Here is a 19396-nt window from a genome sequence, read left to right on the forward strand (position 1 = left end):
TTCACCGCGAAACAGCACCGCCGTCAATGCATCTGCCTCGCCTTTTTCTGGCCGCCGCTATGTCTGTGATGCTGGTCCTAACGGCCTTACCGGCCCGGGCCGTATCCTTGGTGCGCGATCCCGATATCGAATATGCGCTGGCGCAGGTCGCCCAGCCGGTCCTGTCAGCCGCGGGCCTGGGGGGGACGGTGCGCATTCTTGTTGTCAATGACGACAGCCTGAACGCCTTTGTCCTCGACCATCACCACATCTATATCCACCTCGGGATGCTGATGCGGATGGAAGAAGCTGGCATGTTGCAAGCCGTGATCGCGCATGAGGCTGCGCATATCCGTAATGGCCATATCGCCCGCCGCATCACCAATCTCGGCAACGCTCAGAGTGCCGCGGGTCTTGGCACGGCGCTGGCCATTGCCGTCGCCGCCGCCACCGGCAATGCCGCCGCCGCTGGCATCGCGCTTGGCGCGCAAACCTCGGCCCAACGCCAGTTTCTAGCACATACCCGCGCTGAAGAAACCTCGGCCGACAAGTCCGGCGTGCGCTTCATGACCAGCGCCCAGATCGATCCCCTCTATGCGGTCCGGGTGCACGAACTGTTCGAAGGGCAGGAACTGCTGAACATCACCCGGCAGGATCCCTATATGCGGTCACACCCATTGACCCGCGACCGGATTCGCGCGATGGAGGCCTATGCCAAATCCTACAAGGGCAAGATCAGCCCGCAGCCCGAGGCCGACTACTGGTTCACGCGGGCGCGCTCGAAAGCGCGCGCTTTTACCCGCGCCCCGAATTGGACGCTGCGCAAATCCCAGTCGATCCCCTATGAGGACGTGCGCCTGATGGCCGAAGCCGCAGCCTATCACCGCCTGCCCGACCGCGACAAGGCGCTTGCCAAGATCAATGCGGCGCTCGAACTGCGCCCCGATGACCCCTATTTCTACGAGCTGAAAGGCCAGATCCTGTCAGAAAGCCGCAGGTTCCAACAGGCCGTGCCCGCCTATGAAAGGGCGGCCGAACTGGCCCCGAACAACGCCCTGATCCTTGCCGGATACGGGCACGCCCTGCTGACCGCGGGGCAGTACAAAAAGGCCCTGCCGGTTCTGGAGTCGGCACGCTCGCGCGATTTTCGCAACCTGCGCTTGCTGCGCGATCTCGGGGCGGCCTATGCCAAGGATGGCCAGAATGGCATGGCCTCGCTGGCCACCGCCGAACGCTATGCCTTACAAGGCCGGCTGAAAGATGCCGAAATCCACGCCAAACGGGCCAGCGCGCTGTTGCCGACTGGATCAGGCGCGTGGCGTCGTGCAGAAGATATTGTGACTGCCGCCAAACGGGCGCACAAAAGATAAAAGATAATGGAGACACAGATGATCAGAAAACTCGCCACGGCCGCCGCAGTCGGTCTTGTCGCCCTTCCCGCGATGGCGTTGGATCTCGACAAGATGAGCGATGCCGAGCGCAACGCCTTTCGCGAAGAAGTCCGCGCCTACCTTCTGGACAATCCCGAAGTGATCATGGAAGCGGTCCAAATCCTTGAACAACGTCAGGCCGAGGCCGAAGCCGCGCATGATTTTTCGCTGGTCGAGAAATACGCCGAGCCGATCTTCAACGACGGGTTCTCTTGGGTGGGCGGCAATCCGGAAGGCGACATCACGCTGGTCGAATTCGTCGATTACCGCTGTGGCTATTGCCGCCGGGCCCATGACGAAGTGGCCCAACTGGTCGAAAAGGACGGCAATATCCGCCTGATCATGAAAGAATTCCCAATCCTTGGCGACCAGTCGACCCTGTCTTCGCAATTCGCCATTGCCGTCAAACAACTCAACGGCAGCGACGCCTACAAACAGGTGCATGATGCCCTAATCACCTTCAAGGGCGATATCAACGAAACCACCCTGACCCGCCTCGCCGAGTCGCTGGGCTATGACGCGGGCGCGCTTCTGGCGCATATGAACACACCCGCCGTGGCCGAGGAAATCACCCAGACCCGCCAATTGGCCAATGCACTGAATATCTCGGGCACGCCCACCTTCGTGATGCAGGACCAGTTGCTGCGCGGCTATCTGCCCTATCGCAACATGAAGGCGCTGGTCGACGAGAAACGCAGCAACTGACGCGCCCCCAACTCTTTTTCTTGGGATAAATACCTTGGGGTGAATTGGCTCCGGACCTCGTCCGGGGCCAAGAGGGGCAACGCCCCTCCCTTGACTTGGCTCAGTCTTCCGAAGCGGCGGCCTCGATCTCGGCCGCTTTTTTCTCGACCTGTGCGACAATCTCTTCGATCATCTGGTCATTGCTCATCTTGTGGCTTTGCTTGCCCGCAAGATAGACCATGCCCGATCCGGCACCGCCGCCAGTAAACCCGACATCGGTCATCAGCGCCTCGCCCGGGCCATTCACGACACAGCCGATGATAGACAGGCTCATCGGGGTGTGGATATGGGCCAGCCGGTTTTCCAGTTCTTCCACCGTCTTTATCACGTCAAACCCCTGACGGGCGCAGGACGGGCAGGAAATGATGTTCACGCCGCGATGGCGCAGACCAAGGGATTTCAGGATCTCGAACCCGACCTTCACCTCTTCCACCGGATCGGCACTCAGGCTGACGCGCAGGGTGTCGCCGATCCCCATCCACAGCAGCTGGCCCAGTCCGATGGCGGATTTGATCGTGCCGCTGACAAATCCGCCCGCCTCGGTCACACCAAGGTGGATGGGTGCATCGGTGGCCTCGGCCAGTTGCTGATAGGCGGCTGCGGTCATGAACACGTCAGACGCCTTCACGCTGATTTTGTATTCGTGAAAATCGTTGTCTTCGAGAATGCGGATATGTTCGAGGCCGCTTTCGACCATCGCGTCGGGACAGGGTTCGCCATATTTGTCGAGAAGATGCTTTTCCAGCGATCCAGCATTCACGCCGATCCGGATCGAACAGCCGTGATCCTTGGCGGCCTGAATCACCTCTTTGACGCGCTTTTCATCTCCGATATTGCCGGGGTTGATGCGCAGACAGGCCGCTCCCGCCTCGGCGGCTTCAATCGCGCGCTTATAGTGAAAATGGATATCGGCAACGATCGGCACCGGGCTTTCGCGCACGATGTCTTTCAGCGCCGCAGTCGACGCGGCATCCGGCGTAGACACCCGCACGATATCGGCGCCCGCCTCGGCCGCGGCCAACACCTGCCCCACCGTGGCCGCCACGTCGGATGTGTCGGTATTGGTCATGGTCTGCACGGCAATCGGGGCATCTCCCCCGACCAGCACATTGCCCACGCGTATCTGGCGGGATTTGCGCCGCTCGATATTGCGCCAGGGACGGATGTGATTCATCGACATGAAAAGCCTCCTTTGCCCGCATCGGGGGTCAGGGCCTATGTATGTCGTTCAGATCAAAGGGGCAATGCACGAGGCCGCGCGACAGGCACTATTCGTCGGTCGCGGCGGCGTTGGTGCGGGCCTCGGCGACCGCGATCACCTCTTTCAGCGCAGGGTCGGCCTCAAGATCGGCAGGGGCATAGCCCTCGGCCAGCGACGCCACGGAAAGTTCCACGTTGCGGATCGTGCCGGTTCCTTCGCCCAGCGGGCCATGCAGCACGCCGTTCACCTTGACATAGACCGACCCGCCCATGCCGGCGCGCAGCGTCGGGGCGATTTCAGTCTGGGGCACAACGTATTCTTCACCCGCATCAAGAATCTTTTCGAAGACGACCGTTTCATCGGCGGCGCGCACGCGCACCCATGCCGGACGCACAGCCATCAGCACCACTTCGGGGGCGTCTTCCTCGACCACCTGAGGCACGACACGCTGTTCAGGCGCCAGTTCAGCCGAAGACAGGACCGGTGCCTCGGGCGTGAACACCCCGATCGAAGCCGGATCAAGGGTCGAGATCGGAGCATCGCGCGCGACCATCACAGGCACGTCCAGCGCCTGCGGACGGTACAGCCGGTCCAGCGTGTCGCTGGGCGGGGTGAACACACTTGCCACCGTGTCCTGCGGGTCGGTCTCCGGGGTTACGCCAGGCGCGGCGCGGGTCGGCGCCGCGCTGACCGGATCAAGGTCAGACAACACAACCGGCGTCTGATCCACCGGGGCCAGCTTGACCCGTTGAATTTCGTTCAGGACCGACCATCCGCCATAACCAAGCGCCGCGATCAATGTCACCAGAACAAGCGACGACCCCAGTGCCTGCGGCTCGATCCGGGACAGGATCGATTCCCGCGCGGGGGTAAACGGCATGGACAGGGCCGCATTCGCGCTGTCGCGCTCGGTCGTTTCGGGGCGTTTGCCGGGTTTCTGGATGGTCGAAGCCTGAGCCGACATGCCATGCGCGGTCGAGAACCCGCTTTCCTGACAGAAGGTGGCAAAGGCCTGATCCGGATCCATCCCCAGATACCGGGCATAAGACCGCACATACCCGGCGATGAAGCCGGGGGTTTCAAAGACCGAGGGGTCGGAATTTTCGATGGCAGCAATATAAGCGGCACGGATACGCAATTCGCGCTGCACGTCGAGCAGGGATTTCCCCATCGTCGCGCGCTCGCCCCGCATCTGGTCGCCCAGACGCAGATCATAGTCGTCAAAGCCCTTCGGGCGTTCCTCGACTTCTGCGGTATCCTCGCGCTGATTTTTGCGCCTGATCATCGTGTTGCTGCCCCGTTGCCTGTGACGAACCCGTCAATCCCCCGATTCGAGCTCGTGCCTTTTGTTTCGGCAAAGGTACCATAGTGCAACAGAATTTGCACCTTGGCCGTGGGCTAGCCCGCCATTTCGGCACGATTCAGCGCACAGTGCGACCAGAGCTGATCCATCGCGCGCACCAGCTTGTCCATTTCCTCGGGACCGTGCACCGGCGACGGCGTAAAGCGCAGGCGCTCGGTGCCGCGGGGCACGGTGGGGAAATTGATCGGCTGGACGTAAATCCCGAAGTCTTCGAGCAACATGTCCGAAAGCTGTTTGGTGTGGACCGGATCGCCAACGATTACCGGCACGATATGCGACCCATGGTCGATGATTGGCAGGCCCATGCCCTTGAGGCGCAGTTTCAGGATTTTTGCCTGTTCCTGATGCTTGTCGCGACGGGCTTGGTCGGTTTTCAGGTGACGTACCGATGCAGCAGCCCCCGCAGCCACAGCAGGCGGCAGCGACGTGGTGAAGATGAAACCGGGTGCGTAGGAACGGATCGCGTCACACATCTTGGCCGAGGCGGCGATATAGCCGCCCATTACGCCATAGGCCTTGGCCAGCGTGCCGTTGATGATGTCGATGCGATGGGCCAGGCGGTCACGTTCCGTCACCCCGCCCCCGCGCGGGCCATACATGCCCACGGCGTGCACTTCGTCGATATAGGTCAGCGCACCGAATTCATCCGCAATGTCGCAGATTTCCTCGATCGGGCCGAAATCGCCATCCATCGAATAGACCGATTCGAAGGCGATCAGCTTGGGCGCCGCAGGATCATCCGCCGCCAGCAACTCACGCAGGTGGGCCACGTCATTGTGACGGAAGACGCGCTTGGCACCGCCGTTGCGGCGCACACCTTCGATCATAGAGGCGTGGTTCAGTTCGTCTGAATAGATGATCAGGCCCGGGAACAGTTTCGGCAGGGTCGAGAGCGTCGCGTCATTGGCAATATACGCGCTGGTGAACAACAGCGCGGCTTCCTTGCCATGCAGGTCGGCCAATTCGGCCTCAAGACGCTTGTGATATACGGTTGTGCCGGAAATATTGCGTGTTCCGCCCGAACCTGCCCCGGTGGCGTCCAGCGCCTCGTGCATGGCTTCCAGAACAACAGGGTGCTGACCCATGCCAAGATAGTCGTTACCACACCAGACCGAGATCGGCTGTTGGGTGCCGTCGGGCCGATTCCACATGGCGTGAGGGAAGTTCCCTTTTTCCCGCTCGATATCGATAAAGGTCCGGTACCGTCCCTCATCATGCAGGCGTTGAATCGCTTCATCGAGCTTTGCACTATAGTTCACTGGCTGCCCTCCTGGACGGGTTGCTACTCATGTCATCCGCGTACACGTATCACGGTTTGCATATGAAGAATACAAACTTCTGGGAAGGTGTAATATGCGACGTTTCCGAAAAACAGGATACATTTTGCCGCTTTTTTCACTTTGACCTGAATCAAGGGTTCCGATCGGAAACTGGACAGCACGAATGGGCCTGTTAGGGTCCGCCCCAGCAACCGCGAACACAACACCAAAACAACAGGAGTGAGACCATGTCTCTCGACACCGTACTGGATCGTATAGATTCGGATCTCGACACCGCGATGGACCGGCTGATGACGTTTTTGCGCATCCCGTCCATCTCGACCGATCCGGCCTTCAAGGCCGATGTGGACCGCGCGGCGGACTGGCTGGTCGAAGATCTGAAAAGCATCGGAATCAAGGCGGAAAAGCGTATCACGCCGGGCCATCCGATGGTGGTCGGACATGTAGGCGAAGAACTGGGTCCGGACGTGCCGCACGTGCTGTTCTATGGCCATTATGACGTGCAGCCGGTCGATCCACTGAACCTGTGGACACGCGACCCGTTCGACCCTGCCATCGAAGACACACCGCATGGCCCCGTGATCCGCGGGCGCGGATCCTCGGACGACAAGGGCCAGCTGATGACCTTTGTCGAAGCCTGCCGCGCGTGGAAAGCGGTGCATGGCACCCTGCCCTGCCGCATCACCTTTTTCTTCGAAGGTGAGGAAGAATCAGGCTCGCCCTCGCTTGTGCCCTTCCTTGAGGCCCACAAGGACGAGTTGAAAGCCGACCTCGCGCTGGTTTGTGACACGTCGATGGTGTCGCGTGGCGTGCCGTCGATATCGTCGCAATTGCGCGGCATGTTGAAGGACGAATTCACGATCATCGGCCCGCGCATCGACCTGCATTCGGGGCATTATGGCGGCCCGGGCCTGAACCCGCTGCGCGAACTTTCGAAAATCGTCGCCTCGTTCTATGACGACGAAACCGGCAAGGTCGCGGTTGAAGGCTTTTATGAAGGCGTGCACGAGGTACCGGAAGAACAGTTACGCCAGTGGCAGGGCTGCGGATTTGACGAGGCGGATTACCTCGGCTCGGTCGGCTATACGCAGGCGCATGGTGAAAAAGGGTACACCACTCTCGAACAGCAATGGGCGCGCCCGACGCTTGAGGTGAACGGCCTTTGGGGCGGGTATAACGGGGCCGGATCCAAAACCGTGATCCCGTCCGAGGCCCACTGCAAGATCACCTGCCGTCTTGTGGGCGACATGGACCCCGATGCGCTGCGCGACAAGATCCGCAAACATGTCGAAGACCGCCTGTCGCCCGATGCCAAGGTCGTGTGGGACAATGATCTTGAAGGATCGCCCGCGTCGGTGATGAACATCACCCGCCCTGAATTCGAGGCCGCGAAAGCCGCCCTTTCTGCCGAATGGGACCGCGAAGCGGTGTTTGCCGGTATGGGCGGGTCGATTCCGGTGGTGGGGTATTTCAACACGGTTCTGGGCATGGATTCGATGCTGGTCGGCTTTGCCAACGATGACGACGCGATCCATTCCCCGAACGAGAAATACGACGTGAAGAGCTTTCACAAGGGCATGCGCAGCTGGGCGCGCATTCTGGATGAACTGACCAAATAGAAGGTCAATCCTTGGTTAAGAACAACCCGTAAGGCCGCGCCATGACACGCGCGGCCTTTTTTACACCTGTTGGCAAGATTCCCGCGCAGCAGGGCTTTCACAGATGCCACCAAGGTCGACAGACCGCCAGTTGCACTGCAGTTCCCCTGCCGAACAAGGGCCCTCAAGCCTGCGGTCTTGATCTGTGTCATGGCGGCCCGCCGCCCCTGCCCCCAGTCTTTCCCCAGTTTTTCGAATGAATATCTGAATAAAACGCGGAAGCGCGGATTCAAGTTTGCCGCGTGTTTGCTGGGAGAGTAGGCATGTCCGAAACACATCCCGCCATCACAGTGCTTGGCCAATTCGACCCAAGTGACATTGAAGCCTCGGCACATCTTTTTACCGAGGATGCCGTTTGGCACTATTCTAACCCCAATCTGCCAGAGCTGGAGGGCGATTATGTAGGGGGCGCTGGTATCGGGGCTTTCTTTGCCACGCTCGCTAGGAAAACGCACGGCACTTTCCGGATCGAACCGATCTCGGTCACTCCGGTGGGCGCGGAACTCGTGGTTGTCCAAGCCCGCAACACGCTGACCCTTGATGCGCGTAACGTGACCGTGGACGTGGTGGTGGTCTGGCGCATCGTCGCGGGCCGTATCACAGAAGTATGGGACATTGTGCCCGGACAACCGACGGAGGTTCATAATGCAAGAGACTGAGACCGGTATCTGGGATGCCATAGTAATCGGGTCGGGCATGGGCGGCATGGCCGCCGCTGCGGCCCTGAGCCATGTCGGGCACAAGGTGCTGCTACTTGAACAGCACCAGACCCTAGGTGGGTTGACGCACAGCTTTTCCCGCAACGGGTTCACCTGGGACGTGGGTGTCCATTACCTGAGCGAGATGGCGCCCGGAGACCGCGCCCGCGCCCTTTTGGATTGGCTTTGCGACACGCCAATGGAATTTGTGCCGATGGGGTCGATCTATGACATGTTGCACATCGGTTCCGCCGCTCCTCTGGCGCTCTCGAGGCCTTATGAAGCGCAGGAAAGGGATCTCAAGGACCGGTTCCCGGACGAGACTAAAGCAATCGAAGCGTGGACAGAGGCCATGCGCGCGGGTCACGATGCGATGTACAAGATCTTTCCAACACGCGCGATGCCCGAATTCGTGGGTGACATGCTCGATTGGTGGAACCGCAGCATCATTTCCAAATGGTGCGCGCGGACGACACAAGAGGTGATAGACGACATCACCGACAATCCGGAGCTGGCCGCAGTCATGTCGGCACAATGGGGTGACCATGGCGGACGCCCCAGCAAGGCCAGCTTTGCAATGCATGCCCTGATCGCGGGTGCCTACCTGCCCAGCGGGGCCTGGTATCCGGTCGGCGGCGCGGGCGCTTATGCCAAACACATCCTGCCCACCATCACAAAACAAGGCGGCGAAGCCCGCGCAGGCGTGCGGGTCGAAAGCCTCGTGTTCGAGGATGACACCGTTGTCGGCGTTCGAACACAGGATGGCGCCGAGATTCGCGCAAAAGCCGTGATTTCGGACATCGGGGCCCGCGAAACGATTGACACCTTTCTGCCAGACGAGTCCGGCCCCGTAGACTGGATCGCGGATATTCGCGCCCTGCCGCCGAGCATTGCCCATTTCAACCTGTTTCTCGGGTTTGAAGGCGATATCGCGGCTGCCGGGGCCACGCGGGCAAATCACTGGTTCTATCCAACCGGAAAGACCGATGTTGTCTGGACGGATGCACCGGACGGACCACCGCCGCACATGGCAGTATCATTTGGCTCGCTCAAGAATACGGCCCATGATCCGGGGCGGCGCCAGAAACATATGGGGCAGGCCATTTTCTGGGCCGACTGGTCCACGGTCGAAAAATGGGCCGACACAACACCCGGCCAGCGGGGAGAGGACTACGCCGCATTCAAGCAACGTGCAGAGGACAATCTTATGGCGCATTTCGCGTCCTGCTTCCCTGAACTTGCCAAAATGGTTGTCTACAAGGAACTCTCGACCCCGCTCTCCACCGTCAGCTTTACCGGACATCGCAAAGGCGCCTTTTACGGGCTGGACGTGACACCCGAACGGGTGATGTGCGACGCTCTTCGTGCCGAGACACCAATCCCCGGGCTTTACCTTGCCGGTCAGGACGTGGCGAGCCCGGGCATCCCTGGCGCGCTTTGGGGCGGGTTGCTCGCTGCGGCCAGTGTCGACCGGCAGGTGTTTCGTCATTTCCAGAAGTGACCGCCCAAAATGAACGGGCTGTCCTGAGAAGCGGTGCGTGGGTATCGGGCTCACCCGTTGCACTTGTGTGCAAACAGCTACCGGAGAGTTGCGGCTTGCTGGTCCAGGGCGCCTGCCCCTACTCTGCGTTTTTCCGCCACTCGCGCGCCACCTTCAACACCAATAGGACAAACGGCGCGCCGTGAAAGACAAGATCAAGCCAGTCGATCGGACGCACCAATGTGCCGGCAGCCAGCATCTTGAGTTTTTCCCAGACATGGGGCTCGGGCACGAAAGGCGCGAATCCCAGTAGCAGAATCAGCGTCAGAACAAGGGTCCACGAAACTTTGTCGAGGGCATTCATCCAGGAACCTTTCGGGGGAAAGTGGCGCGGTTGACGGGGCTCGAACCCGCGACCCCCGGCGTGACAGGCCGGTACTCTAACCAACTGAGCTACAACCGCGCATTTTGTCTTTCGACGCGATCCTGTTCCCAAAGGCGCCCGGATCAGGGCGGGTAGTGGTGGCGCGGTTGACGGGGCTCGAACCCGCGACCCCCGGCGTGACAGGCCGGTACTCTAACCAACTGAGCTACAACCGCTCACTACCTGCTATGGAGCGTCGCCCCGTAGCGTGAGGCGTGGTTTATGCCGCCCGGTCAGGCACGTCAAGCGGATAAAAGCCCGCCCGTGGCAGTTTTTTTGGCTGCAGCCAACGCAAGTCAGTGTTTCCCAAAAACAGGCTTAGGGATTCAGCCGTCTTGTGCTCTAATGGCGCTGCAAATTTTATTAACAGAAAGGAATGAAGTCATGAAGTTCAAGTTGCTTGCCCTCGGGGGGCTTGCCCTCGCCCTCGCCGCCTGTGCGCAGCCCGAACCCGAGCCGGTCTATATCCAACCGTCCTTCGACAAAGCCGGCAATGCGATGTGCCCGGATGGCACGATGGTCGCCATGACCGAAGCTGGCGCCACCGTCTGTGCGCCGGTTGAAGGGTGATTCCACGCCTTTCCTAAGAACGGTCTCTTGATGGCCCACCATCAAGAGACACCCCCCAAAACAAAACCTGGCCTGGCAGATTGAACTGCCCGTGCCAATATACTCTCACTGTACGCGGCAGAATATAATACAAGTGGGGAATGGTGGGTCGTGAGAGGCTCGAACTCCCGACATCTTCGGTGTAAACGAAGCGCTCTACCAACTGAGCTAACGACCCGATGGACGCTCTTCTAGCGAGTGGCGCGGAGGGGTTCAATAGGTTTTTTTCATCTTTTTGCAAAAGGCCTGTCGGGCATTGCAGCATGCTGTTTTTTCTGCGGTCTCGCAGGAAGCAAGGACATAACACCCTACAATGACAGAGATATTGCGCTGCGCACGGTGCGGATGGGACCGGCCTGTTACGCTATCGGCTGACCCGCAAAAGAAAACGGGCGCCAAGCTTTGCTGGCGCCCATGGAATTCTGGTGGGTGATAAGAGATTCGAACTCCTGACATCTTCGATGTGAACGAAGCGCTCTACCACTGAGCTAATCACCCTGTGACGGGCGATGTAACCTCACTCGGCGGCGTCTGCAACCCCCTGCTCGTCTGAAGCTTCGGCAGGTTTTTCAACAACTGCGTTCGGGCGCCGGATTCTAACGGTGTGGACCGTCGCATTGGCGACTTCCTTGCTGCGCTGCACCTTGACCTTGCCCAGCGGGCGCATGTTGAGATCGCGACCTTCAGCCAGGGTTTCCCCCAGAATGGCCAGCGCCGCCTCGATTGCGGGCTTGGCGAATTTTTTCTTGATCCCCGAGCGTTCAACCACGAGGTCGATCAACTCGACTTTTTTCATTTCTGGCGCACTGACAACCGGAGCGGTTTCTTTCACCACGACGGGTGGCGCTTTCTTGGCTGCGACCGCGGTGGATTTGCTCGGTGTGGTTTTTGCCCGGCTGCGGGCTGTGCTTTTTGCCATAACCTTTTGGTCCTATTGTTCCTGTTATGGAAACAACCTAGCAGGTCATGGCCTCTGAAACTAGGGGGGTGGCAAAACGCTGTTTTGAAATCTTTATGAAGATCGGGAAGCTGCCCTACGATGCGGCAACACGTAAAAAAGGGCACCAATTGGTGCCCTTTTCCTGTTGCTTCGCGATCAAATGATCAATGTGCGGTCGCACTCGCTGAACTTTCGCGCGCAAGGGCGGCGGCCACCTCGGCGGCCTCGTCCCATTCCACGGCCTCGGGTTCGGCAGTGAGTGCCAGCTTGAGCACTTCGGACACGTGGGTGACCGGAATGATGTCCAGCCCCTCTTTCACGTTGTCGGGGATGTCGGCCAGATCCTTTTCGTTCTCCTCCGGAATGAGAACGGTCTTGATCCCACCGCGCAGCGCCGCCAGCAGTTTTTCCTTCAGACCACCGATGGGCATCGCATTGCCTCGCAGGGAAACCTCGCCGGTCATGGCGATGTCCTTGCGCACCGGAATTCCGGTCAGCACCGACACGATCGATGTTACCATTGCCAGACCGGCAGAAGGGCCGTCCTTGGGCGTGGCGCCATCGGGCACGTGCACGTGAATGTCGAACTTCTCGAACTCGGGCGGTTTCACCCCGATCTGCGGACTGATCGAGCGCACATAGCTTGACGCGGCATCAATCGATTCCTTCATCACGTCACCCAGCTTGCCGGTGGTCTTCATCCGACCCTTGCCCGGCAGTTTCAACGCTTCGATATGCAGAAGGTCCCCGCCAACCGACGTATAGGCCAGACCGGTGACGACACCCACCTGATCTTCTTGTTCGGCCAGACCATAGCGGAACTTCTTCACGCCGAGGTAATCATCGACATTGTCCGCCGTGACCGTGATCTTATCGGCATCTTTCTTGACGATGCTGGTCACGGCCTTACGCGCCAGTTTCGCAATCTCGCGTTCAAGGTTCCGCACGCCCGCCTCGCGGGTGTAGCGCTGGATCACCTCGGTCAGCGCCTCGTCGGTGATCTCGAACTCGCCCTTTTTCAGGCCGTGGTTCTTGATCTGCTTGTCGATCAGGTGCTGTTTCGCGATCTCGCGCTTCTCGTCCTCGGTGTAACCAGCCAGCGAAATGATCTCCATCCGGTCCAGAAGCGGGCCCGGCATGTTGTAGCTGTTCGCGGTAGTCAGGAACATCACGTTCGACAGGTCATATTCCACCTCAAGGTAGTGGTCCACAAAGGTGCCGTTCTGTTCCGGATCCAGCACTTCCAGCATGGCCGATGCGGGATCGCCCCGGAAATCCTGTCCCATCTTGTCGATTTCATCGAGCAGGATGAGCGGGTTGGTGGTTTTCGCCTTTTTCAGCGCCTGGATGATTTTGCCCGGCATCGAGCCGATATAGGTCCGGCGGTGACCGCGGATCTCGGATTCGTCACGCACACCACCAAGGCTGATGCGGATGAATTCACGCCCCGTGGCCTTGGCAACGGATTTACCAAGGCTGGTTTTACCCACGCCCGGAGGGCCGACAAGGCACAGGATCGGGCCCTTGAGCTTGGCCGAACGCTGTTGCACGGCCAGATACTCGACGATGCGTTCCTTGACCTTTTCAAGGCCATAGTGGTCGGTATCAAGAATGTCCTGCGCGCGGTTCAGATCCTTTTTCACGCGGGATTTCTTGCCCCACGGGATCGCCAACATCCAGTCAAGATAGTTACGCACAACGGTCGCTTCGGCTGACATGGGCGACATGTTCTTGAGCTTTTTCAGCTCGGCATCAGCCTTTTCCTTGGCCTCTTTCGACAGCTTGGTCTCGGCGATCTTCTGTTCAAGCTCGGCCACTTCATTCGAGCCGTCTTCGCCATCGCCAAGTTCCTTCTGAATGGCCTTCATCTGCTCATTCAGATAGTATTCGCGCTGGGTTTTCTCCATCTGCGACTTGACTCGGGTCTTGATCTTTTTCTCGACTTGAAGAACCGACATCTCGCCCTGCATCAGGCCATAAACCTTCTCAAGACGTTCGCTGACCGACAGCGTTTCCAGAAGCTCTTGCTTCTGGTTCACCTCGATGCCCAGATGACCGGCCACAAGATCGGCCAGCTTGGCGGGTTCGACCGCTTCGGAAACGGCAGAGAGCGCCTCTTCGGGGATGTTTTTCTTGACCTTGGCATAGCGCTCGAACTCGTCGGTGACAGTGCGCAGCAGGGCCTCGATCGTGGCAGTGTCGCCCGGAATTTCGGTCAGGTACTCAGCTGTTGCTTCAAAGAAATCCTCGTTCTCGATGAACTCAGTAATCTCGACGCGCGCGACACCTTCGACCAGCACCTTGACGGTGCCATCGGGCAGTTTCAGCAGTTGTAGCACATTTGCCAGCACACCGGCACGATAGATGCCGTCGGCGGTCGGGTCGTCATCCGCCGGATCGATCTGGCTGCTGAGCAGAATTTGTTTGTCATCCTGCATCACCTCTTCCAAGGCGCGCACGGATTTCTCGCGACCCACAAAAAGCGGCACGATCATATGGGGGAAAACCACGATGTCGCGCAGCGGCAGGACGGGATAGGAAGTGTTGAGAGGCTCTTGCATACTCGGTCCTTGTTCTTGGCAAAACGGCTCGGGTCCCGAACTGCGGCAACCCATCGGCCATTTCCGTTTCCTGGAACCTAAATTTGGGGCAGCACCCCGCCTGTTTCAAGTTTCCAGAGCGTGTTTGTGTCGGACACAATGCCTGTGCCCTTGCCGGGGGACAAGCGCCTTTTCCGCAGGATTGAACAAAAAACGGACGCATTTCTTGCGCCCGCCTGTGTGTTTCGCTTGGCTTCCTGCGAAATCACTCTTTCTTGAACGTCACAAGACGCAGCGCATAGATCCCGTCGCCTTCATCCACCTTGAGCATCCCGCCCATCAGGTTTTCGTTCAGGATATAGATCTCATAAGTGAACTGGTTATCCGACCCTGTACTGACAGATTTGAGCGTGCGTTGAAATCCGATACGCAGCATGTCGCCCGGATCGCAGGAAGGCACCTGCCCCAATCCTGCATGATCCAGCATCACGCGCGCGTCCGCCGCAATATCGGGGCGCCGCGCCAGTTCTCCGCGCACACCTTCCAGGCGGATATCTTCGCCCAAGGGCACAAGCTCCTGATTGCCCAGCAAGCTGAAATGCGCGACCAGTCGGCCATCCTCGACCAGAATAGGCACGATTTCACTGCCCCCTTCGGGCAGCGGCAAGGACAGATGGGACGTGCCGATCTTGGAGACCCGTTCGCCGGGTCCGGCTTGCAGCGTCCAGCGCCCTTCCAGTTGCTCTTTCAGGGCCAGTGTGAAATCAGCCTCGCTCAGGCCACACCCCTCGATCTCTGCCGCCTGCATGGGCTGGCCAAGAAGCCCCACGGCCAATGCCGCCAGAAGGGAAAAGTGTTTCATGTCAGGTCTCCGCGCTTGGCTCGGGTCTTGGATCGCGGCGCGCACCGCCTTAGGATCCGGATAGCCTGACGATACCCTACAATCCTGATTTCACCACAAGAAAATGGAAAGCGGCGCAACGCGGTGTGGCTTTCAAGAAAAAGCACCCTTCAGTGTGTCGGGTTAAAGCGGCTCGATGTCCCCTTGGGCGCGCTGCGCATGGAACTCGGCCTCCCACGCCGCAAAGGTGCCGGCATCAATGGCATCGCGCATGCCTTGCATGATTTCTTGAAAATAATGCAGGTTATGCCAGGTCAGCAGCATCCCCGAGATCATCTCGTTCGATCGGAAAACATGGTGCAGATAGGCGCGGCTGTAGTTTGAACAGGCCGGGCAGGTGCAGTTTTCATCAAGGGGTCGCGGATCATCGGCATGTCGGGCGTTCTTGATGTTCACAACCCCGTGGCGTGTGAACACCTGCCCCGTCCGCCCCGATCGCGATGGCAGAACACAATCCATCATGTCGATGCCGCGCTTCACGGCTCCGACGATATCGTCGGGTTTGCCCACGCCCATCAGATAGCGCGGCTTGTCTTCGGGCAGAAGGCCCGGCGCATAGTCAAGGCAGCCGAACATCGCCTCCTGCCCCTCGCCCACGGCCAGCCCGCCGACGGCATAGCCCTCAAAGCCGATCGCCTTGAGTGCCTCGGCGCTTTCTTCACGCAGGTCCTGTTCCAGACCGCCCTGCATGATGCCGAACAGGGCATGTCCGGGCCGGTCTCCAAAGGCTGCGCGAGACCGTTCAGCCCACCGCATCGACAGGCGCATGGACTCGGCAATGCGGTCGCGATCTGCGGGCAGCGCGGGGCATTCATCGAAACACATCACGATATCCGACCCCAACAGGCGCTGGATTTCCATCGACCGTTCCGGCGTCAATTCGTGTTTGGACCCGTCGATATGCGATTTGAAGGTCACACCCTTTTCCGTCAGCTTGCGCAGCCCCGCAAGCGACATCACCTGAAACCCGCCCGAGTCCGTCAAGATGGGACGGTCCCAGTTCATGAACTTGTGCAGCCCACCCAGCCGGTCGATCCGCTCCGCCGTGGGGCGCAGCATCAGGTGATAGGTATTACCCAGCAGGATATCGGCCCCGGTCGCGCGCACACTTTCGGGCATCATGGCCTTGACGGTGGCCGCCGTTCCCACCGGCATAAAGGCCGGCGTCCTCACCTCGCCGCGCGGAGTCTTGATGACCCCCTTGCGCGCCAAGCCGTCGGTGGTCTGCAATTCGAATGAAAACCGGCTTGTCATCTTGTACCTTTCTCGGGTTTTCTCTTCTCCAACCACAAATGTGCCGCCTTGTAAAACAGGTGATCAAAGCCCACTTGCAAAGATAAGCATTCAACACGGGAAATCTCTTTATGGAAGAACAGGTTCTGGACCTTCTGAGCACCAATATCGTTTTCATTCTGGCCGCGATCTTCCTGATCGTCGTCATTCTCAAGGGCATCAAGATCGTGCCCCAATCCGAAAAATACGTGGTGGAACGGTTCGGCCGCCTGCATTCGGTGCTGGGTCCGGGGATCAATTTCATCGTGCCGTTTCTGGACATCGTGCGCCACCGAATCTCGATCCTTGAACGCCAACTGCCGACCATGAGTCAGGACGCCATCACCTCGGACAACGTGCTGGTGCAGGTCGACACCTCGGTGTTCTATCGCATCACCGAACCAGAAAAGACGGTCTATCGCATCCGCGACGTGGACGCCGCGATTGCCACCACCGTGGCCGGGATCGTGCGCGCCGAAATTGGCAAGATGGAACTGGACGAAGTGCAATCGAACCGCGCGCAGCTGACCGCCGCGATCAAGGCCTCTGTCGAAGACGCGGTCGATGCCTGGGGGATTGAGGTCACGCGCTCGGAGATCCTGGACGTGAACCTTGATGCCGCGACCCGCGAGGCCATGCTGCAACAGCTCAACGCCGAACGCGCCCGCCGCGCCCAAGTGACCGAAGCCGAAGGCACCAAACGCGCGGTGGAACTGGCCGCCGATGCCGAGCTTTACGCCGCAGAACAAACCGCCAAGGCGCGGCGTATCCAGGCCGACGCCGAAGCCTATGCCACCGGCGTCGTGGCCCAGGCGATCAAGGACAACGGCCTTGAGGCCGCACAATACCAGGTGGCCCTGAAACAGGTCGAGGCGCTGAACGCGCTGGGGGCGGGTGATGGCAAACAGACCATCGTCCTGCCCGCGCAGGCGCTTGAGGCGTTCGGGGATGCGTTCAAGATGCTCAAGGGCGGCACGAAATGAGTGCGCTGATCGCAATCTGGTGGGTCTGGCTGGCGGCGGCCCTGCTGCTGGCCATTCTCGAGGTTCTGGTGCCAGGCTTTGTTTTTCTTGGCTTTGCCATCGGGGCGGCGGCGATGGGCCTGATGTTGCTGGGGCCCGCCGCCATGCTGTCGCCTGCGCTGCTGATGCTGATCTTTGCGGCGCTGTCCCTGATCGCGTGGCTGGCACTGCGACGGGTGTTCACTCTGCCCGGCAGCACCCCAAAGACCTTTGACCACGACATCAACGACTGATCCTTCTCCAAGGCCCCAAAATCCATCTTCGCAATTGAACTGGGGCGCGGTTTGGTATTGTTGGGGGAACCGCCCGCCGCACGCGGGCGAGTCGCAGCCGTCAAGGAACCCTGCCCATGTCCCAGTCCGCCAATTCATCGCCGCTCAAACTCGGGTGGGAAGAATGGATCAGCCTGCCCGATCTGGGCCTTCCGGCCATGCGGGCCAAGGTCGACACGGGCGCGCGCACCTCTTCCCTTCATGCCACGGATATCGAACCCTTCGGGTCTGCGCGGAAACCGCGCGTGCGGTTTACTGTGCACCCGATCCCCGGCAATGACGATCTGGTCATCCCGTGCTCGGCTGAGATCAAGGACCGCCGCGAGATCACCTCGTCCAATGGCGAAAGCGAAATGCGCTTTGTCATCGAAAGCCTTCTGTCGATCGGCGGCAAAAGCTGGCCTGTTGAGCTGACCCTGACCGACCGGCGCGGCATGGCCCTGCACATGCTGCTGGGGCGTCAGGCCCTGGGCGAAGATGTCGCCGTGGTTCCGGCCGAACGGTTCTGCCAGCCCGAACTGGATTATTCGGTCTATTCCTCGCCCCATATCCGCAAGGCCGCGCCCAAACGCGCCCTTCGCATCGCTGTTCTGTCGCGCGAGGATAATTATTCGACCCGTCGCCTTGTTGATGAAGGCGAAAGCCGTGGCCACACCGTCGAGGTCATCGACACCACGCGCTGCTATATGTCGATCAATACGCTGGCCCCGGATATCTACTATGACGGCAAGCGCCTGCCACGTTATGATGCCGTGATCCCGCGGATCGGCGCGTCGATCACGCCCTATGGCACCGCCCTGTTGCGCCAGTTCGAAACTTTGGGCACCTATTGCGTCAATGGCAGCTCTGGCATTTCGGCCAGCCGAGACAAGCTGCACGCGCACCAGATTTTGGCCCAACACAAGATCGGAATGCCGACCACCGCTTTTGCGGCGTCGCCAAAGGACACCGCCAACCTGATCGACATCGTGGGCGGCGCCCCGATGATCGTGAAACTGCTGGAAAGCACGCAAGGCAAAGGCGTGGTTCTGGCCGAAACCCGCAAGGCCGCCGAATCCGTCATCACCGCCTTTCGCGGCTTGAAGGCCAACTTCCTCGTACAGCATTTCGTCAAAGAGGCCGCGGGCGAAGATATCCGATGCATGGTGATCGGCGGCAAAGTTGTGGGTGCGATCAAGCGCACCGGGGCGGATGGCGATTTCCGTTCGAATCTGCATCTGGGCGGATCCGCCAAAAGGGTGAAAATCACCAAGGAAGAACGCGACACCGCCATTCGCGCCACACGCGCCTTCGGGCTGCATATGGCTGGCGTGGACATGCTGCGTTCTGAGTCCGGCCCGAAAGTCCTTGAGGTGAACTCGTCCCCCGGCTTCGAAGGCATCGAAAAGGCGATGGGCAAGAACCTTGTCAGTGCGCTTTATGACCAGATCGAAACACGGATTCGCCCCGCACCCGTGCGCAAGACCAAGCTCACCCGGACCGAAGGCTGAGGTCACACAGCCACAAGACCTGTTCACAAGGCCGTGAAAGCCGAGGGCCTTCCCCCACTGGACCTCGGCAGAACCAATCCTTATATAATCTCT

At 59.7% G+C, this 19396-nt stretch carries 17 protein-coding genes and 4 tRNA genes; 9 read left to right on the top strand and 12 right to left on the bottom strand.

Annotated elements, in window-relative coordinates; genetic code table 11:
* Positions 1–26 precede the first annotated feature (26 nt).
* Together WNE31_RS04980 and WNE31_RS04985 are read left to right on the top strand one after the other, a co-directional pair.
* Positions 27–1349, top strand: coding sequence for a M48 family metalloprotease (locus WNE31_RS04980; protein WP_349978598.1), 1323 nt, complete (start codon positions 27–29; stop codon positions 1347–1349).
* 18 nt (positions 1350–1367) lie between these two features.
* Positions 1368–2114, top strand: a complete 747-nt coding sequence (locus tag WNE31_RS04985; protein ID WP_349978599.1) for a DsbA family protein — start codon at positions 1368–1370, stop codon at positions 2112–2114.
* Between the two features lie 100 nt (positions 2115–2214).
* Here the strand turns inward: WNE31_RS04985 and ispG are convergent, their stop codons facing one another.
* From ispG to hemA, 3 genes are all read right to left on the bottom strand, one after another.
* Positions 2215–3333, bottom strand: coding sequence for a flavodoxin-dependent (E)-4-hydroxy-3-methylbut-2-enyl-diphosphate synthase (gene ispG / locus WNE31_RS04990; RefSeq protein ID WP_349978600.1), 1119 nt, complete (start codon positions 3331–3333; stop codon positions 2215–2217).
* Between the two features lie 88 nt (positions 3334–3421).
* Positions 3422–4639 (bottom strand): helix-turn-helix domain-containing protein, encoded by a 1218-nt coding sequence (locus tag WNE31_RS04995; protein WP_349978601.1) that lies wholly within the window; start codon positions 4637–4639, stop codon positions 3422–3424.
* A 113-nt stretch (positions 4640–4752) separates the two neighbouring features.
* Positions 4753–5976, bottom strand: coding sequence for a 5-aminolevulinate synthase (gene hemA, locus WNE31_RS05000; protein WP_349978602.1), 1224 nt, complete (start codon positions 5974–5976; stop codon positions 4753–4755).
* A gap of 248 nt (positions 5977–6224) precedes the next feature.
* Here hemA and WNE31_RS05005 point away from each other — a divergent pair, with 248 nt between their 5' ends.
* The 3 genes from WNE31_RS05005 (at position 6225) to WNE31_RS05015 (ending at position 9854) form a co-directional block, all read left to right on the top strand.
* A complete protein-coding gene (locus WNE31_RS05005; protein ID WP_349978603.1) occupies positions 6225–7616 on the top strand; it encodes a dipeptidase in 1392 nt (463 codons plus the stop codon).
* A gap of 302 nt (positions 7617–7918) precedes the next feature.
* Positions 7919–8314 carry a nuclear transport factor 2 family protein gene (locus WNE31_RS05010; protein WP_349978604.1) on the top strand — a complete coding sequence of 132 codons (396 nt, stop codon included), beginning with the start codon at positions 7919–7921 and terminating at the stop codon, positions 8312–8314.
* On the top strand, positions 8301–9854 hold the full coding sequence (locus tag WNE31_RS05015; RefSeq protein WP_349978605.1) for a phytoene desaturase family protein: 1554 nt from the start codon (positions 8301–8303) through the stop codon (positions 9852–9854). Before WNE31_RS05010 ends, WNE31_RS05015 begins: the two co-directional genes overlap by 14 nt.
* A gap of 118 nt (positions 9855–9972) precedes the next feature.
* On the opposite strand, the gene WNE31_RS05020 is transcribed toward WNE31_RS05015, so the two are convergent.
* From WNE31_RS05020 to WNE31_RS05030, 3 genes are all read right to left on the bottom strand, one after another.
* Positions 9973–10197 carry an RND transporter gene (locus WNE31_RS05020; protein WP_349978606.1) on the bottom strand — a complete coding sequence of 75 codons (225 nt, stop codon included), beginning with the start codon at positions 10195–10197 and terminating at the stop codon, positions 9973–9975.
* Between the two features lie 22 nt (positions 10198–10219).
* Positions 10220–10296, bottom strand: a tRNA-Asp gene (locus WNE31_RS05025).
* 60 nt (positions 10297–10356) lie between these two features.
* Positions 10357–10433: transfer RNA gene (locus tag WNE31_RS05030), tRNA-Asp, on the bottom strand.
* 208 nt (positions 10434–10641) lie between these two features.
* Here WNE31_RS05030 and WNE31_RS05035 point away from each other — a divergent pair.
* Entirely contained in the window at positions 10642–10827 is a 186-nt protein-coding gene (locus tag WNE31_RS05035) for a hypothetical protein (RefSeq protein WP_349978607.1), read from the top strand.
* Positions 10828–10968: 141 nt separating this feature from the next.
* Here WNE31_RS05035 and WNE31_RS05040 read toward each other — a convergent pair.
* The 6 genes from WNE31_RS05040 to tgt form a co-directional block, all read right to left on the bottom strand.
* Positions 10969–11044 (bottom strand) — tRNA-Val (locus WNE31_RS05040).
* 245 nt (positions 11045–11289) lie between these two features.
* Positions 11290–11364, bottom strand: a tRNA-Val gene (locus WNE31_RS05045).
* Positions 11365–11383: 19 nt separating this feature from the next.
* Positions 11384–11785 (bottom strand): HU family DNA-binding protein, encoded by a 402-nt coding sequence (locus WNE31_RS05050; RefSeq protein WP_349978608.1) that lies wholly within the window; start codon positions 11783–11785, stop codon positions 11384–11386.
* A gap of 185 nt (positions 11786–11970) precedes the next feature.
* The gene (gene lon, locus WNE31_RS05055) at positions 11971–14367 is read right to left on the bottom strand and encodes an endopeptidase La (RefSeq protein ID WP_349978609.1); all 2397 of its coding nucleotides are present in this window, start codon (positions 14365–14367) and stop codon (positions 11971–11973) included.
* A 244-nt stretch (positions 14368–14611) separates the two neighbouring features.
* On the bottom strand, positions 14612–15208 hold the full coding sequence (locus WNE31_RS05060) for a hypothetical protein (RefSeq protein WP_349978610.1): 597 nt from the start codon (positions 15206–15208) through the stop codon (positions 14612–14614).
* A gap of 162 nt (positions 15209–15370) precedes the next feature.
* Positions 15371–16501, bottom strand: a complete 1131-nt coding sequence (tgt, locus tag WNE31_RS05065; RefSeq protein WP_349978611.1) for a tRNA guanosine(34) transglycosylase Tgt — start codon at positions 16499–16501, stop codon at positions 15371–15373.
* A gap of 110 nt (positions 16502–16611) precedes the next feature.
* Here tgt and WNE31_RS05070 point away from each other — a divergent pair, with 110 nt between their 5' ends.
* The 3 genes from WNE31_RS05070 to rimK all read left to right on the top strand — a co-directional run bounded on the left by WNE31_RS05070 (position 16612) and on the right by rimK (position 19303).
* A complete protein-coding gene (locus tag WNE31_RS05070) occupies positions 16612–17502 on the top strand; it encodes an SPFH domain-containing protein (protein WP_349978612.1) in 891 nt (296 codons plus the stop codon).
* Positions 17499–17774, top strand: coding sequence for an NfeD family protein (locus WNE31_RS05075; protein ID WP_349978613.1), 276 nt, complete (start codon positions 17499–17501; stop codon positions 17772–17774). The genes WNE31_RS05070 and WNE31_RS05075 overlap by 4 nt, the downstream gene beginning before the upstream one ends.
* A 116-nt stretch (positions 17775–17890) precedes the next feature.
* The gene (rimK, locus tag WNE31_RS05080) at positions 17891–19303 is read left to right on the top strand and encodes a 30S ribosomal protein S6--L-glutamate ligase (protein WP_349978614.1); all 1413 of its coding nucleotides are present in this window, start codon (positions 17891–17893) and stop codon (positions 19301–19303) included.
* Positions 19304–19396: the final 93 nt, after the last annotated feature.

Origin of the sequence: Shimia fortis (genome assembly GCF_040225985.1) — a bacterium.
Lineage (GTDB): Bacteria > Pseudomonadota > Alphaproteobacteria > Rhodobacterales > Rhodobacteraceae > Shimia.

What these genes read in the sequence shown, in the direction of transcription:
- WNE31_RS04980 (WP_349978598.1), top strand. Translation starts at nt 27, where the DNA reads ATGCATCTGCCTCGCCTTTTTCTGGCCGCCGCTATGTCTGTGATGCTG.
- WNE31_RS04985 (WP_349978599.1), top strand. Translation starts at nt 1,368, where the DNA reads ATGATCAGAAAACTCGCCACGGCCGCCGCAGTCGGTCTTGTCGCCCTT.
- ispG (WP_349978600.1), bottom strand. Translation starts at nt 3,333, where the DNA reads ATGTCGATGAATCACATCCGTCCCTGGCGCAATATCGAGCGGCGCAAA.
- WNE31_RS04995 (WP_349978601.1), bottom strand. Translation starts at nt 4,639, where the DNA reads ATGATCAGGCGCAAAAATCAGCGCGAGGATACCGCAGAAGTCGAGGAA.
- WNE31_RS05005 (WP_349978603.1), top strand. Translation starts at nt 6,225, where the DNA reads ATGTCTCTCGACACCGTACTGGATCGTATAGATTCGGATCTCGACACC.
- WNE31_RS05010 (WP_349978604.1), top strand. Translation starts at nt 7,919, where the DNA reads ATGTCCGAAACACATCCCGCCATCACAGTGCTTGGCCAATTCGACCCA.
- WNE31_RS05015 (WP_349978605.1), top strand. Translation starts at nt 8,301, where the DNA reads ATGCAAGAGACTGAGACCGGTATCTGGGATGCCATAGTAATCGGGTCG.
- WNE31_RS05020 (WP_349978606.1), bottom strand. Translation starts at nt 10,197, where the DNA reads ATGAATGCCCTCGACAAAGTTTCGTGGACCCTTGTTCTGACGCTGATT.
- WNE31_RS05035 (WP_349978607.1), top strand. Translation starts at nt 10,642, where the DNA reads ATGAAGTTCAAGTTGCTTGCCCTCGGGGGGCTTGCCCTCGCCCTCGCC.
- WNE31_RS05050 (WP_349978608.1), bottom strand. Translation starts at nt 11,785, where the DNA reads ATGGCAAAAAGCACAGCCCGCAGCCGGGCAAAAACCACACCGAGCAAA.
- lon (WP_349978609.1), bottom strand. Translation starts at nt 14,367, where the DNA reads ATGCAAGAGCCTCTCAACACTTCCTATCCCGTCCTGCCGCTGCGCGAC.
- WNE31_RS05060 (WP_349978610.1), bottom strand. Translation starts at nt 15,208, where the DNA reads ATGAAACACTTTTCCCTTCTGGCGGCATTGGCCGTGGGGCTTCTTGGC.
- tgt (WP_349978611.1), bottom strand. Translation starts at nt 16,501, where the DNA reads ATGACAAGCCGGTTTTCATTCGAATTGCAGACCACCGACGGCTTGGCG.
- WNE31_RS05070 (WP_349978612.1), top strand. Translation starts at nt 16,612, where the DNA reads ATGGAAGAACAGGTTCTGGACCTTCTGAGCACCAATATCGTTTTCATT.
- WNE31_RS05075 (WP_349978613.1), top strand. Translation starts at nt 17,499, where the DNA reads ATGAGTGCGCTGATCGCAATCTGGTGGGTCTGGCTGGCGGCGGCCCTG.
- rimK (WP_349978614.1), top strand. Translation starts at nt 17,891, where the DNA reads ATGTCCCAGTCCGCCAATTCATCGCCGCTCAAACTCGGGTGGGAAGAA.